Annotated in this window: 14 protein-coding genes; 9 read left to right on the plus strand and 5 right to left on the minus strand. The window is 70.6% G+C overall.

Annotated elements, in window-relative coordinates:
* The first annotated feature begins 36 nt into the window (after window positions 1–36).
* The 4 genes from E6A26_RS12395 (at window position 37) to E6A26_RS12410 (ending at window position 3,500) form a co-directional block, all read left to right on the plus strand.
* Window positions 37–1,083 carry a pirin family protein gene (locus E6A26_RS12395; RefSeq protein ID WP_136611506.1) on the plus strand — a complete coding sequence of 349 codons (1,047 nt, stop codon included), beginning with the start codon at window positions 37–39 and terminating at the stop codon, window positions 1,081–1,083.
* Complete coding sequence (locus E6A26_RS12400; RefSeq protein ID WP_136611507.1) at window positions 1,080–1,394, plus strand: GNAT family N-acetyltransferase; 315 nt, start codon at window positions 1,080–1,082, stop codon at window positions 1,392–1,394. The genes E6A26_RS12395 and E6A26_RS12400 overlap by 4 nt, the downstream gene beginning before the upstream one ends.
* A 227-nt stretch (window positions 1,395–1,621) precedes the next feature.
* On the plus strand, window positions 1,622–2,686 hold the full coding sequence (locus E6A26_RS12405) for a GNAT family N-acetyltransferase (RefSeq protein WP_136611508.1): 1,065 nt from the start codon (window positions 1,622–1,624) through the stop codon (window positions 2,684–2,686).
* A gap of 22 nt (window positions 2,687–2,708) precedes the next feature.
* Entirely contained in the window at window positions 2,709–3,500 is a 792-nt protein-coding gene (locus E6A26_RS12410) for an SDR family oxidoreductase (RefSeq protein ID WP_136611509.1), read from the plus strand.
* 106 nt (window positions 3,501–3,606) lie between these two features.
* Here the strand turns inward: E6A26_RS12410 and E6A26_RS12415 are convergent, their stop codons facing one another.
* The gene (locus tag E6A26_RS12415; protein ID WP_234865422.1) at window positions 3,607–5,061 is read right to left on the minus strand and encodes a DHA2 family efflux MFS transporter permease subunit; all 1,455 of its coding nucleotides are present in this window, start codon (window positions 5,059–5,061) and stop codon (window positions 3,607–3,609) included.
* 1,446 nt (window positions 5,062–6,507) lie between these two features.
* On the opposite strand from E6A26_RS12415, the gene E6A26_RS12420 reads away from it, so the two are divergent.
* Window positions 6,508–7,005, plus strand: coding sequence for a uracil-DNA glycosylase (locus E6A26_RS12420; RefSeq protein ID WP_234865443.1), 498 nt, complete (start codon window positions 6,508–6,510; stop codon window positions 7,003–7,005).
* Window positions 7,006–7,060: 55 nt separating this feature from the next.
* Here E6A26_RS12420 and E6A26_RS17630 read toward each other — a convergent pair whose 3' ends face one another.
* Window positions 7,061–7,207 (minus strand): hypothetical protein, encoded by a 147-nt coding sequence (locus E6A26_RS17630; RefSeq protein WP_168928742.1) that lies wholly within the window; start codon window positions 7,205–7,207, stop codon window positions 7,061–7,063.
* 62 nt (window positions 7,208–7,269) lie between these two features.
* Here E6A26_RS17630 and E6A26_RS12425 point away from each other — a divergent pair, with 62 nt between their 5' ends.
* The gene (locus tag E6A26_RS12425) at window positions 7,270–7,668 is read left to right on the plus strand and encodes an RNA-binding S4 domain-containing protein (protein WP_136611510.1); all 399 of its coding nucleotides are present in this window, start codon (window positions 7,270–7,272) and stop codon (window positions 7,666–7,668) included.
* Window positions 7,669–7,675: 7 nt separating this feature from the next.
* Here the strand turns inward: E6A26_RS12425 and E6A26_RS12430 are convergent, their stop codons facing one another.
* A complete protein-coding gene (locus tag E6A26_RS12430; protein ID WP_136611511.1) occupies window positions 7,676–8,923 on the minus strand; it encodes an aminotransferase class I/II-fold pyridoxal phosphate-dependent enzyme in 1,248 nt (415 codons plus the stop codon).
* 134 nt (window positions 8,924–9,057) lie between these two features.
* Here E6A26_RS12430 and E6A26_RS12435 point away from each other — a divergent pair, with 134 nt between their 5' ends.
* The 3 genes from E6A26_RS12435 (at window position 9,058) to E6A26_RS12445 (ending at window position 12,395) form a co-directional block, all read left to right on the plus strand.
* Window positions 9,058–9,879, plus strand: a complete 822-nt coding sequence (locus tag E6A26_RS12435; protein WP_136611512.1) for an oxidoreductase — start codon at window positions 9,058–9,060, stop codon at window positions 9,877–9,879.
* A 114-nt stretch (window positions 9,880–9,993) separates the two neighbouring features.
* A complete protein-coding gene (locus tag E6A26_RS12440) occupies window positions 9,994–10,509 on the plus strand; it encodes an SRPBCC domain-containing protein (protein ID WP_136611513.1) in 516 nt (171 codons plus the stop codon).
* A 293-nt stretch (window positions 10,510–10,802) separates the two neighbouring features.
* Window positions 10,803–12,395, plus strand: a complete 1,593-nt coding sequence (locus tag E6A26_RS12445) for an APC family permease (RefSeq protein WP_211129104.1) — start codon at window positions 10,803–10,805, stop codon at window positions 12,393–12,395.
* Window positions 12,396–12,417: 22 nt separating this feature from the next.
* Here the strand turns inward: E6A26_RS12445 and E6A26_RS12450 are convergent, their stop codons facing one another.
* Together E6A26_RS12450 and E6A26_RS12455 are read right to left on the minus strand one after the other, a co-directional pair.
* A complete protein-coding gene (locus tag E6A26_RS12450; RefSeq protein WP_136611515.1) occupies window positions 12,418–12,849 on the minus strand; it encodes a hypothetical protein in 432 nt (143 codons plus the stop codon).
* Complete coding sequence (locus E6A26_RS12455; RefSeq protein WP_234865424.1) at window positions 12,846–14,075, minus strand: serine/threonine-protein kinase; 1,230 nt, start codon at window positions 14,073–14,075, stop codon at window positions 12,846–12,848. Before E6A26_RS12455 ends, E6A26_RS12450 begins: the two co-directional genes overlap by 4 nt.
* Window positions 14,076–14,184: the final 109 nt, after the last annotated feature.

The raw sequence follows: 14,184 nt of genomic DNA on the forward strand, positions 1-14,184 counted from the left end.
GCTCAACGGGTTAAGCTCGGGCCAAAGGAGGCCGCCATGAGCAATCTCGAACTCGAGCCGCAGGAGACCCTGTGCGGAACAGGGCAGAGCGAGCCGGGGACCGCCACGGTGGAGCTCATTGAGCCGCGTGACGTGCCTCTGGGTGGTCCCCGCGCGATGCCCGTGAGGCGAACGCTGCCCTCGAAGGAACGCTCGCTGATTGGCGCTTGGTGCTTCCTGGACCACTACGGCCCGGATGACGTGTCCCTCTCCGGCGGCATGCGGGTCCCGCCGCACCCCCATACGGGGCTCCAGACTGTGAGCTGGCTCTTCACCGGCGAGATCGACCACCGCGACAGCGCCGGGCACCACGCCTTGGTCCGCCCCGGCGAGCTCAACCTCATGACCGCCGGGCGCGGCATCAACCACTCCGAGTACTCGACGCCGGGGACCACGGTCCTCCACGGCGCCCAGCTGTGGGTAGCCCTCCCGGACGAGGCCCGCCGCACCGATCCGGGGTTCGAGCGGTACGTGCCGCCCGCCGTCGTCCTTGCTGATGGCGACGGGACGACGGCGGGGGAGGCGCGCGTGTTCCTGGGCGCGCTGGCCGGCAGCGTATCGCCGGTGCGCACCCACACCCCACTGCTCGGCGCCGAGATCCTTCTGCTGCCGGGAGCCCAGACCGCCATCGAGGTGGACCCGGGGTTCGAGCACGGTCTTCTGGCCGACAATCTTCCCGCGCGCATCGGGGGCGCGGAGGTTCCGACGCGGACGCTGGCGTACGTCGGCCCCGGTGCGACCCTCCTGCGCCTGGCCAATCCGGGCAAGGCCACCCTGCGCCTCCTGCTGCTGGGCGGGGCTCCGTTCGACGAAGAGATCACCATGTGGTGGAACTTCGTGGGCCGCGGCCACGAGGAGATCGTTGCCTTCCGGGATGCCTGGCAGCGCGAGATCGGAGCCGAGCCCGGCGGACCGGCGGACGACCCCGACTTCTTCGGGCCCGTGGTCGAGCCCACGGGCGGCGACGCCGCGCTTCCGGCGCCCGAACTGCCGCATGTCCGCCTCCGCCCGCGCGGAGGCTCACGAGAAAGGAAGACCCGGTGACGGACCAGATCGAGGTTTCCTGGGTGCCCGAGCACCATCGCTACGAGCTCCGCGACGCCGGGAAGCGCATTGGCATGACGCTGTACCGGCCCCAGGAGAAGGGCGAGGTGTACGCGTTCGATCACACCGAGGTGGACGAGGGCTATTCGGGGCTCGGTCTTGCAAGCCGGCTCGTGACGTTCGCGCTCGACGACGTCCGTTCCCGGGGCGTGAAGATCCGTCCGTACTGCCCCTACGTGAGGGCATTCCTGCGCCGCCACCCCGAGTATCGCGGTCTCGTGGCCGACGGATTCGTCGCTCCCGAGGACTGATGCCGACCAGTCATCCACAGGAAATCCACGGCGTGGATAACTTACATCCGTGTGGTTTAAGGCCTGGGCCCGGCTAGCGGCGGCTGACTCACAGGACTATCCCCAGCCTGTGGATAATTTGTCGCACAAAGTTCACATGCTGTGGACGGTCCCCGCAACAAGCGTCGCGGGGTGCGGTGTTAGCGTTGCTGACCGGTGATCCGGCCGCTCCCTCGCAGAGGAATCCCATGAGCATCGTGTGGAAGCCCATCGTGCCCGCGCACGCCCCGGCCTGGGCGGAACTCAGCAACCTCCTCGCCTTCGACCCAGGTCTGGAGGACTATTACGCTCCCCAAGACCTCGCCTCGGAGCTAGAGGAACCGGGGGTCGACTCGTCACTGGATACTCTCGCCGCGTGGGACGGCGGCACGATGGTCGCGTATGGGCAGCTGCGCGTCTCGCACCGCCTCCAGGACGGCCTCGCCAACGCGTTCCTCGGCGGGGGCGTCCATCCGCGATGGCGCGGACGCGGGCTGGGCGGCGCCGTCATGGACTGGATTGAGCCGCGCGCGGCCGAACTCTCGAGGAGGAGGCATCCCGGCGCCCCGGGAATCCTCTCCTTCTGGGCGGGTGCGCCCGGCTCCTCGTCCGCGCACCTTGCCACGACGCGCGGCTACCTTCCGGCGCGGTACCTCCACGACTTCGCGCTCGACCTCACGTCGTGGAGCCCCTCCACCTCGCCGGGTGCTGCGCCTCAAGACGTGGCCACGCGCACGCTCGACCTCGGTGACCGCGCGATCGTCGAGGCGACCCGCAGGGCCCATAACGAAGCGTTTGCCGGCCAGCCGGGCGCGGCGGAACATGACCCGGACTCGTGGGCGGGGCAGCTGCTCGCCGGCGCCTTCCGTCCGGAGCTCAGCCGCGTCGCCGTCGGCTCGGGGGAGGGGCTTCCGCGGGAGGAGTCGGTCGAGTCGTACGTCCTGAGCCGGGACGGCGCGCCCGGAGAGCTCTATGTGAGCCTCGTCGGGACGCGCGTCCGGGCTCGGCGGCGTGGCCTGGCGAGGCGGCTGCTGCGGGAGGTTCTCGTCGCGGCGAATGCCGCGGGCTACCGGAGCGTGGCGCTCGGGGTCGACGCGGCGAGGCCGTCCGGCGCGGTCGGGCTCTACACGCAGGCGGGATTCCGCCTCCTCCGGACGGACGTCGTGTACGAGAAGTTCTTCCTCGGCCTCGCCGAACGGCCGAGCGTCGCCGTCCTGCCGGGCCAGCCCGCACAGGCTGGCCGGCGCGCGCGGGCACTCGCGGTCTCCGCGTGAGGCGCGGGCTACGCTGGCGAGCATGGACCAGCTGAGCCAGCCTGCGCCGTCGTCCGTTTCGGGGGAGCGGCCGCTCGCCCTCATCACGGGCGTGGGCCGCCCAGTGGGAATCGGCGCCGGGATCGCGCGCGAGCTGGCGCGCCAGGGCTGGGACCTGGCCGTCTCCTACTGGTCCCCCTACGACGAGCGGGTTTCCGGCAGCAAGCCGCACGAGGTGGCCGAAATCCTGCATGAGCTGCGGGGCCTCGGTGCCGCGGTCCACGCCATCGAGGCGGACCTCACGGATCCGGCGACCCCGGCGCGGCTCCTCGCGGGCGCTGGCTCCACACGGCCTGTCCGGGCGCTCGTCCTGAGCCACGCCGAATCGGTGGATTCGTCGATTCTCGACACAAGCGTCGAATCCTTCGATCGGCACTTCGCCGTCAACGCGCGCGCCACGTGGCTCCTCGTGAAGGCATTCGCCGAGCAGCTTCCGGAAGGTCTCCACGGGCTCGGGCGCATCGTGGCCCTCACGAGCGACCACACCGCCCACAACCTGCCGTACGGGGCGAGCAAGGGCGCGCTCGACCGGATCGTCCTCGCCGCCGCGCGTGAGTTCGGCCACCTCGGCGTCAGCGCGAACGTGCTCAATCCCGGGCCGATCGACACCGGGTGGATGGACGAGTCGACACGCGACGCGCTCACCGCTCGCCAGCCCGGCGGCCGGCTCGGCCGGCCCGAGGACGTGGCGGCGGTGGTCGCATTCCTCCTCAGCGGGCCCGGCGGCTGGATCAACGGCCAGCTGCTGAAGGCCGACGGCGGCTTCTCGGCTTAACGCGCGACGCCGCCTCCGCGGGGTGGAACCCTGCGAAGGCGGCGACGACGTGCTGCGTAACGGCTTGGGCCTGCCGTGCCCGGCGAAGCCGCTAGTGGACTGTTGCCTAGTGGACCGCCGCCGCGGGTGCCCCCTCCTCGGTGGCCGGGAGCGCAGGACGGTTGCGCAGGAACGCCGCGAGGACGATCGCCGCGATCGCGACGATGGCTGCGACGAGGAAGGCTGCGCGGAAGCCGCTCAGCTGCGCCTCGATCGCCGACGTCGCGGCGCCAGTGGCCGAGGCATGCGCCTGGGCTGCCATGACGCCCACGAGGAGCGCGGTCCCTGCGGCGCCCGCGACCTGCTGGAGCGTGCTCAGGATCGCCGAGCCGTGGCTGTACAGGTGCGGCGGCAGCGGGTTGAGGCCGCTCGTGAATGCCGGCGTGAACAGGAGCGCGAGGCCGAGCGACATGAGCATGTGCATGACGAGGACGAGCCACACGGGGGTCGCCGCGTTCAGGAAGGCGAGGGCGAACAGGACGGCCGTCATGAGGGTCGTTCCCGTGAGTGTGAGCGGAACGGGGCCCACGCGGTCGAACCACTTGCCCACCGTGGGGGAGAGCAGGCCCATGACGAGGCCGCCGGGCAGGAGGAGGAGTCCGGTGGCCAGGGTGTCGAGGCCCTGGACCTGCTGGAGGTAGATCGGCAGGAGGATGACGACGCCGAACAGCGCAACCATGCCGACCACGAGCAGGGCGGTGGCCACCGTGTACATCGGGTGGGTGAACGCCCGCAGATCGAGAAGAGGCGAGCCGGAGCGCTGCAGCACCAGCTGGCGCCAGACGAACAGCCCGAGTGCGGCCACGCCGACGGCGAGCGGCAGCGCCGGGCCGAGCCCGCTCCCGGTCCCGCCCAGCTGGCTCAGCCCGTACACGAGGCCGCCGAACGCGGGCACCGTGAGGACCACGGAGAACGCGTCGAGCCGCGGTCGCTCGGCCTCGGCGGAGCCGCCGAGCTTCCGCGCGCCGTAGACGAGCGCGGCGAGGGCGATCGGCAGGACCGTGAGGAACATGAAGCGCCACGAGAGGAACTGGAGGATGAGGCCGGAGATCGTGGGACCGATGGCCGGGGCGACCGAAATCACGATGCTCACGGTGCCCATCACCTGTCCGCGCCGGGCCACCGGCACGAGCGTGAGGACGCTCGTCATGAGCAGGGGCAGCATGATGGCCGTCCCGGAGGCCTGGACCACGCGGGCCAGGAGGAGGATCCCGAAGCCCGGTGCGAGGGCCGCGAGGAGGGTGCCGGCGCTGAAGAGGCCCATCGCGAGGATGAAGACCGTTCGGCGCGCGAGCCGCTGAAGCAGGAAGCCCGTGGTGGGAATCACGACGGACATGGTGAGCATGAACGCCGTCGCGAGCCACTGGACCGTGGTCGCGTCGATGCGGAGCTCGGCCATGAGGCGCGGAAGGGCGACGTTCATGATCGTCTCGTTGAGGATCACGACGAACGTCGCCGTCACGAGTGCGGTGATCACGAGACGGTTCTCGTGGGAAATCTGGGGTGGGGACGCGGGCGTCACAGGGTGTCTCCTGAGAGAGTTTTGGGCGCGGTGTCAAAGAGCAGTGGTGGAGATCGGGCTCGGCAGGAGGGCGTTGGGCCTAGCCCTGCTGTAGAGACAACACTTCAGTCTGCCCGATGATTCCGCGGCCGCGCCAGCGTCACGCGCAGCCGACCCGAACCGTGGCCCATCCCGCCCGGCGATGTCCTGAGGACAGCGCGGCGTGTCGCGGTCTGTGGGCGTGTCGCGCGAGAAGAAGCGGGGCGGCCGGGAGTCGCGCTGGAGAGTGAACCGGAGGCGAACGTGGGCTTGCTAAGCTCTTAAGGCCCAGCCGCCGCCGCGGGTGGCCCACCCCCTTCCTTCGTCCGGATTCGGACGTGTTCTTGCGTGCCTCGCCGGTGCGCCGACCTCGAGGAGAACCTGCAGCCGATGACAGTCCTGGCCTCGCGCTCCGCCTACGACGACTACGACGAGGACTACCGGTCCGACCTCGATTCCAAGTACGAGGAGGGCTTCGGCCAGGGCCCGGATCTCGGCCATGACGACGAAGACGACTTCGACGACCTGTTCGCCGGGCTCTTCGACGACGAAGACGACGACGATGACGAATCGCCCGCACCCGCGCCCAAGCGTGGAACGGCCAAGCGCGCTGCCGCCAAGAGGACGTCCGGCCGGCAGTCAGTCGCCACTTCCGGAAAGCGGACGACGGCGGCGTCCGCCGTGGCGGCGCGCACCGTCACCCCTGGTGCCCCGGCCCTGACGGTCTTGTCGAGCCTGCCGGTCGCGGTTGTGGAGCCGGTGGCGCTGCCCGAGGGGCTGCGAGCCTCGGAGCCGGTCCGGATTGGCGAGACTGCGCCCGCGGTGGAGGCGCCCGTACGGGCCGCCTCTGTGGATCCCGAGCTCGCGTCTCTGGCCGAGGCCGCGTCGCGCGCCCGGGTGGCCGCCGAGTCGGCGACGAACGCGGCGAAGCGGGCCGTGGCCGAGGCGGTGGCGAAGGCTGCGGCGGCGAGGGCGGCGGCGGCCGAGGCCTCGGCCGCCGAGGAGGCAGCACAGGCTGTGCTCTCGCGCTCCACTGAGGCAGACGCGGCGGCACGGGCAGCGGCAGAGCGTCTCGCGGTGGCTCAGGCGGGCGCGGCGGGCGCGGCCGGCGAGGACGAGCCCCAGCAGGAGACGCCGACCGAGGATGTCCTGACCGAGGAGGTTCTAGGCGAGGTGGCCCCGGCCGACGAGGCGCCGGCTCAGGATGTTCTTGCAGAGGATGTCCTGACCGAAGAGGTTCTGGCCGAGGTAGCCGTGGCCGACGAGGCGCCGGGCGAGGCTTCGGCACTCGAGCCGGCCGCCGCCGTCGTCCGTGACGTCGCTCCGGTGACGGACCCGCTCTACGCGCCGTCGATCGCACCCGTCAGCGAGCACGTGGACTTCCTGCGCAAGCTGCGCCCGGGCCTCGAGGTGCCGTACGTGGATCCGATGCACTCTGCCGAGGAGTGCCGGATCGTGAGCCTGTTCTCCAACACGGGCGCGGCGAACCCGAGCGGCTTCGTGTGGGCCGGGGACGACGCGGCCGCGACGCGCCTGCTCGGCCTCCAGTACCAGCTCGGCCTGCGGCCCGAGTGGATCATGCCGTGGAACGTCTACCCCTGGTACACCCCGGGCGAGGCGAACGGCAAGCTCGACCCCGAGCAGGTCCAGGCAGGGCTCAAGCCGCTCCTCGCGCTGCTCAAGCTCCTGCCGCGCGCGTCGGCCATCGTGGCCCACGGCCCGGAGGCCAACCGCCTCGCGCAGCAGCTGCTCAAGACCGGCAACCCGCTCATCTGGCGCCGCGGTCTCAAGGTCTACAAGGCGCGTTCCCTGCACGGCCGGGCGTTTGCGGGCTCCAAGGAGCGGCAGACCGAGTGGCTCATCGAGATGGGCAAGTCGTACGCGGACGCGATGGCACGCGCCGGGGTTCAGCTGCGCAGGGCGTAGGCCGGCGGAAAGGGACGCCCCGCCACCCGGGAGTCGGGTTCGGCGGGGCGTACGGTCAGCGGTTCGTGCGGGGCTTGCGGAGGTGGGCCACGGGATCGGCGTTCATCGCGCCCTCGCGTTTGGCCCTCTTGTCAGCCCTCTGCTCCTTGATGGACTTGGACGGCTTCTTGTGCTGATCCTGATGTGGCTGCTTGTCAGGCATATGGGCTCCTAACCGGTGTTCCCCCCATGCCCCGACGATACGCCGCTAGACTTCTGGGCACCATGGCTTCTTCGCACGCGCCCGCCTCGGCGCCGTCCGCAGTTCGGATCGACGCGTGGCTGTGGGCGGTGCGCGCCTACAAGACCCGTTCGGCGGCCACAGCTGCATGCCGTGCGGGGCATGTTCGACTCAACGGGAACCCCGTCAAGGCATCCCAGACCGTGGTCCCAGGCGACACGATCCGCGTCCGGCAGCCGGGCTTCGAGCGGATCCTCGAGGTGCACGTGCTGATCGTGAAGCGGGTGGGCGCCGAGGCCGCCTCCCGCTGCTACACCGACCACACGCCCGAGCGGCCGCCCGCGCCGTTCCTGGGCCTGCCGCAGCGCGACCGCGGCGCCGGGCGGCCCACCAAGAAAGACCGCCGGGACATGGAGAGGCTGCGCGGCCACCGCGACGAATAGTGGGAGGTCAGGACGCCTTCGCCTGGAACCGCAGGATGCGTTCGACGGCGGCGCTCACGGCCGCGGAACCCGCGGCGAAGCTGAGGCGCACCGAGCGGTGGCCGGCCCGCGCGTCGAAATCGGTGCCCGGCACGAGGGCCACGCCCTCGGCCTCGAGCAGCGCGCGGCAGTACTCGCGCGAGTCGCCGAAGCGCTCGAGCTGGGGACCGACCTCGGCGTAGAGGTAGAACGCGCCGTCGGCCGGTGCCGCCGGGCCCCAACCGAGGGGGCCAAGCCCGTCGAGCAGCGTGCGCCGGGTCTCGGCGTACTCCGCGACCCACCCGTCAGCCTCGGCGTACGACTCGGGCGAGAAGGCCGCGACCGCCGCGAGCTGCGACGGCGCGGGCGGGCACAGCGCGACGTTGCCGGCGAGGGCGTCGACGGCGGGCGTGAGCTCCTCGGGCAAGAGCATCCAGCCGAGCCGCCAGCCAGTCATGCCCCAGTACTTCGAGAAGCTCGAGACGACGATCGCCTCCGGATCCAGCTCCCACGCGCACACGCCGCGCGCGTTGGCCGTGTCCGCCCTGGCCCCGGCCCCGGCGTCCGCGGCCGCCCTGGGTCCGGGGTAGGTGATGCCGTGGTAGATCTCGTCGCTGACGAGCCTGGCCCCGTTCGCCGAGCACCAGGCCGCGAGGTCCGAGAGCTCGGCCCGGCTGACCATCGTCCCGGTCGGGTTGGCCGGGGAGGCCACGACCACGCCGGCCAGCGGGCCGCGCTCGCGCGCGGCCGCCTCCAGGAGCTCGGACGTGGGCTGATACCGCGTCTCCGGACCGCAGTCCACCTCGACGACCTCGCAACCGAGCGCCGCGAGGATGTTCCGGTAGGCAGGGTAGCCCGGGCGGGCGAGCGCAACGCGGTCGCCCACCTCGAACGCGGCGAGGAACCCGAGCACGAAAGCCCCGGAGGAGCCGGTTGTCACCGCGACGCGGGCGGGATCGACGTCGAGCCCATACCAGCGGCGATAGTGGCCCGCGATGGCGGCCCGTAGTTCCGCGGTGCCGAGCGCGGGCGTGTAGGTGAGGGCGAGGCCCGAAGCGTGGAGCTCCGCGGCCTTCGCCGAGACACCGGAGGGGGCGCCGCCGGATGGTTCGCCCGCGCACAGCGAGACGACGTCGCGGCCCGCGGCACGGAGCTCGCTGACCCTCGCGAGGATGTCCATGACCGCGAACGGCGGCACGTTGGAGCGCGAGGACGCGGCGAGTCTGCGGTGGCTCATGGGCCCAGCTTGTCACACCGGGCAGCGCCCGGCGCGGTGGCGACGGGGCCGGCGGACGACCGGGCGCTGGGTCCTCGAACTCGCCGCAATCCGACGATTCCGGGGAATCCGGACCTGGGGTAGCGTTGAGGACCATGCAGCAGGTTGCCCTCGTAACAGGTGCGTCCAGCGGAATCGGCGAGGCCACGGTGCGGGCCCTCCTCGGCGCCGGCTTCACGGTCTATGCGGCGGCGCGGCGCGTCGAGCGCATGCAGGGCCTCAAAGACGACGGCGCGCGCATCCTCGCGATGGACGTCACCTCGGACGAGTCCATGAGCGCGGGGATCCAGCAGATCCGCGACGAGGCCGGCGAGCTCGACGTCTTGGTCAACAACGCGGGCTACGGCTCCTACGGCGCGCTCGAGCGCGTGCCGATCGACGAGGCCAGACGGCAGTTCGAGGTCAACGTCTTCGGGCTGGCGCGGCTCGCCCAGCTCGTGATCCCGGGCATGCGGGATAGGGGCTCGGGCACGATCGTTAACATCTCCTCGATCGGCGGGAAGTTCTACGAGCCGCTGGGGTCCTGGTACCACGCCGCCAAGTTCGCGGTCGAGGGGCTCTCGGACTCCCTCCGGATCGAGCTCAAGCCGTTCGGGATCCGCGTGGTGCTCATCGAGCCAGGGCCCATCCTGTCCGAGTGGAGCACCATCGCCCGCGACTCCCTGCTCGAGAACTCCGAGGGCACGCCCTACCAGGAGAACGCCCGCAAGGTCGCGAACGTCCTCGCCGACTTCGACAGGCCCGGCCGCGCCGGGGTGCCGGAGGAGGTTGCCGGGACGATCGCGCGGGCCGTCCAGTCCAAGAACCCGGCCGCGCGCTATCCCGTGGGCGGCAACGCGGGGCTCATCCTCGCCGCCCGGAAGCTCCTGCCGGACCGGGCCTTCGATGCGATCGTCGGTGCGATCTACGGCCACTGATTCCGTATCGCGGACCCTGGGTAAGAACTCGGCGACCGCGGCGACGGGACCCGTCCGGTCCGGGGATTTCGGCACTGACACAGGCCGGCACTGACACTGGAGGGAGCCAGATTCATGGAAGAACTCGACGGCCAGTACAGCGAGGAAGACGGCCGCGCGTCAGTGACGTTCGTGCGCTCCTACCCCGTTTCGGCGGCCAAGGTCTGGGCCGCCGTCAGCACGAGCGAGGGATTCGCTGGTTGGTTCCCCTCCGCCGTCGTCATCGATCACGACGGCGGGTCGGTGACCCTGAGCGGTGACCCCAACCAAGAACCGTCGGTGGAGCGCATCGCCGAGTGGGAGCCGCCGCTGCGCTGGGCGTTCGAGTGGGGAGAGGACACGCTCGAGTTCCGGGTCGAGGGTTCGGCGACGGACTCCGAGCTCACGCTGCGCAACTGGCTCGGCGACCGCAATGCCGCCGCCCGCAACGCGGCTGGCTGGCACGTGTGCCTCGCGGAGCTGGCTCTCAAGCTCGGCGGCGGGGAGCCCGGTGGGCCGCACAGCGCGGGGGCGCTCGAATGGCAGCCGCTCTACGACGGCTACATCAGGGAGGGCCTCCCGTTCGGGGCTCCGATCCCGGGGCACGGCTGACCATGCCGCGCGCCGCGCCGCCTCCTGGGACGCCGGTTCTCCGTGGCACAGCCTCCCCGCGGCACCCTCCGCCACTGTGAAGCCGCAGGTGAGAGCCCCATTGACTGCGACTTGATATCAGTCACTCAGATTTACAGCGCCTCGACGAAATGTTCGGTAATGTTCGTCGGGTTAAGGGGGACCAGTCGTAACAAATGACAACCCGCAAGGGAAGGGTCCGAATGGCACACAACGTTGTCCGTCCGTCGGAACATGGCGGCAGACCGCTTAAGAGAGTTGTTGGATTCTGGGGGTTGACGTTCGTCTCCCTCGGATCGATTATCGGCTCCGGGTGGCTCCTCGGAGCGCTCGGCGCAGCAAAGTCGGCCGGACCGGCCTCGATCATCTCGTGGCTCCTCGCCGCAGTCCTCCTGCTGATCTTGGCGCTCATCCACGCCGATCTCGGTGCCGCGTACCCCGTGGCGGGCGGCACCGCACGCTACCCCTACTACGCGTTCGGGGCCTTCGCCGGGTTCACGGCGGGATGGTCGGGCTATCTGCAGGCGGTCATGATCGCGCCGATCGAAGTTGAGGGCGCGATCACCTACCTGGAGAGCGCACCGTGGGCGTCGGGGATCAACATGGTCAACAAGGACCAGACGCTGACCCCGACGGGGATCGGGATCGCGGTCGTGGCTCTTCTCATCTTCACGTTCATCAACCTGATGGGAGCGAAGTGGCTCTCTGACAGCAACATCCTGGTGGTGATCTGGAAGACCATCGTGCCGATCGTGACGATCGTCGTGATCATTGCGCTGACGTTCCACGGGGGGAACTTCTCGCAGGGTGGCGGCGGCTTCGCGCCGAACGGCTTCCACGGAATCTTCGCCGCGCTCCCGCTCGGCGTCGTGTTCGCGCTCCAGGGCTTCGAGCAGGCCGCGCAGATGGCCGGCGAGGCCAAGAACCCGAAGAAGCACGTGGCCCGCTCGATCATCCTCGCGATGTTCATCGGCGCCGTGATCTACATCTTCCTTGAGGTCGCGTTCATCGGCGCGATCGATCCGAACAACATCACGAAGGGCTGGGACAACCCGCTCGGCGCCGGCAGCTTCGGCCCGTACTACGACCTGGCTATTGCGGCTGGGGCGGGATGGCTTGCCTCGATCCTGCTCATCGACGCCGTGGTCTCGCCGGCCGGAACCGGCCTCGTGTACCTCGGCACCTCGGCCCGCATCTCCTACGCCCTCGGCGAGGACGTCGCGATGCCGTCGGCGCTGACGAAGATCAACAAGCGCGGCGTGCCGTGGGTGTCGATCCTCATCGCCTTCGTCGTGGGCCTCATCGCGCTCCTGCCGTTCCCGAGCTGGCAGGAGCTCGTGGGTCTCATCACCGACGCGACGGCCATCATGTACGCGTTCGCGCCGGTCTCACTCGCGGCGCTCTACCGCCAGCACTCAGGACGCGATCACCCATACCGGGTTCCGATGGCCAAGATCATGACGCCGCTCGGATTCATTGCCGCGAACCTGATCATCTACTGGTCCGGCTTCGAGGCGATCTGGAAGCTCGTCGTGGCGATCGTGGGCGGTGGCGTGGTCTTCTTGATCGCATCCCTCGTCCGGATGCGCCAGCGGAGAAGCAAGGACCTCGGCCTGCGCTCGCTCCTGTGGGTCTGGCCGTGGCTCCTCGGGATGCTCGTCATCGGCCTGCTGGGCCGCTACGGCAAGGGAGCCCTCAACGTCCTGCCGGAATGGATCGACATCGTGGTGGTCGTGATCTTCAGCCTCGTGATGTTCTACGTCGCGGTGGCTCTGGCCATGAAGCCCGAGCAGATCGAGGCGGCCGTGGGCGCCGACGAGTTCGAATTCGAGGCGATTGACGCCGAGGCGGCTCCGACCACCGCCTGACGGGCAGGCCAGCGCCTCCGCGCTAGTTGTCGTCCTGATCCTGAGTGCTCGGCTCGGGGGCCTTGTCCTTCTTCTGGGATTTGGACGGCGTGCTCGGCGCGGAGGGGCTGGTGCTCGCGGAGGGGCTGGTGCTCGGGGTACTCCGGGAGCCCATGAGGGCCTGGAGATCCGCACGAACAAGGGCCAGCGCCGCGAGGACATCCTGTTTCCTCGCGGCGCTGAGCTTTCCCTGCGTGGCCGCGTCGTTGGCTTCGGATTCGATGCTCTGAAGCTCCTGGAGCGCGTTCGCGTAGCGCCCACCGGCGGCCTCCGTGCGCACCTTCTCCGTCGCGGCCTGCAATGAGGCCGCGACGCTCGAGTCAAAGTCCGACGGCGACTGCGCACACCCCGCGAGAGTCGCGGCTGCGAGGCAGGCCGCGGCCGCCGAGAGCACGATGCGGTGAGTGACTGTCACGGTCTCACGCTCCGTTCGAGCTGGTCGAGATGGGTTCCTAGGGGCCCCGGGATGGACGGCGAGGCCGGTGGCGGTCCCGGCCGAGGGGCGGCTGCACGCAGCGCGAGCGGCACCGAGACGAGCACGCCGAGAAGGACGACGGCGGCCAGCACCCACGCGATGGGCCTCCGGAGGAGTGCCTTGCGCCGCGCGGAGGCCTGCGCGGTAGGGGCCGGCGCCGTGGTTGCCTGAACCGAGCGCGGCTGTCGGGTCGGATACGGCGGAGCCGCTGGGAGCGTCCGTGTGGCGTGGGGAGCGGGAGCTGCCGCTGGGGGCAGCGGGCGAGTGGCGCCGTCGTCCGTTCCGATCACTTCGGTTGCGCCGTCAGCGGACGTCGGCCTGAGCGCGCGGTCGATCCTGAGGAAGCCCTCGACCTCGGCCGCCGTCGGCCGGTCTGCGGGATTCCGCGCCAGCAGGCGGGGCAGCAGCGACACCCAGGGCTCCCCGAGGGAGGGCGGGACGCGGGGATCGCGCTGGAGCCGCGCGACCGCGGACTCGACGGCCCCGCCCGGGAACTCGACCGTCCCGGTGAGGCACTCAAGCAGCACGAGCCCGAGCGAGTACACGTCCGAGGCCGCGCCCACGGTCTCGCCGCGTGCCTGCTCGGGGCTCAGGTAGTTCGCCGTGCCGATGGTGGTATTGGTGGCAGTGAGCCGCTCCGCGTCCGCGAGCCGGGCGATGCCGAAGTCCGTGAGCTTCGCCGGCTGGCGGCCCCGGCCCTGGTCGGCGGGGATGAGGATGTTCGCGGGCTTGATGTCGCGGTGCACCACGCCAAGGCCGTGGAGGTAGGCGAGCCCGGCGGCGAGGTCCAGGCCGAGGAGGCGGACGCTCTCGGGCGGAAGGGCGCCCGAAGCGAGGCGGCGGCGGAGGTCGGTCCCTTCGACGAACTCCATGACGAGGTACGTGACGTTCGCCGTGCCGTCTCCGCCCGTCTCCGTCCCGGCGTCGAAGAGATGGACGAGGTTGGGGTGACTCAGGCGCGCGAGGACTTCCATCTCGCCGCGGCGGCGCTGTTCGTGCTGCGGGTCCGGGGTGTGGGTGCGGAAGGTCTTGACTGCCACTGTGCGGCCCAAGACTTCGTCCCGTGCGCGGTGTACCGTCGCCATCGCTCCGCTGCCCGCGACTTCGAGGAGCAGGTACCGCCCGCCCACGAGTGAAGGCCTGAGCCCGGCGTCGCTCTCGGCCACGTTCTGCCTTTCGCCCGGACTTCGTTCCTGACCAAGCCTAGTCCAGGCGGGCCGCTCCTCTGCGGTAGCGGGCACTCGGTTGCGGCGGATCGGGCCGCCGTGGTGCCGG

The organism is Sinomonas albida (assembly GCF_004919045.1).
Taxonomy (GTDB): domain Bacteria; phylum Actinomycetota; class Actinomycetes; order Actinomycetales; family Micrococcaceae; genus Sinomonas; species Sinomonas albida.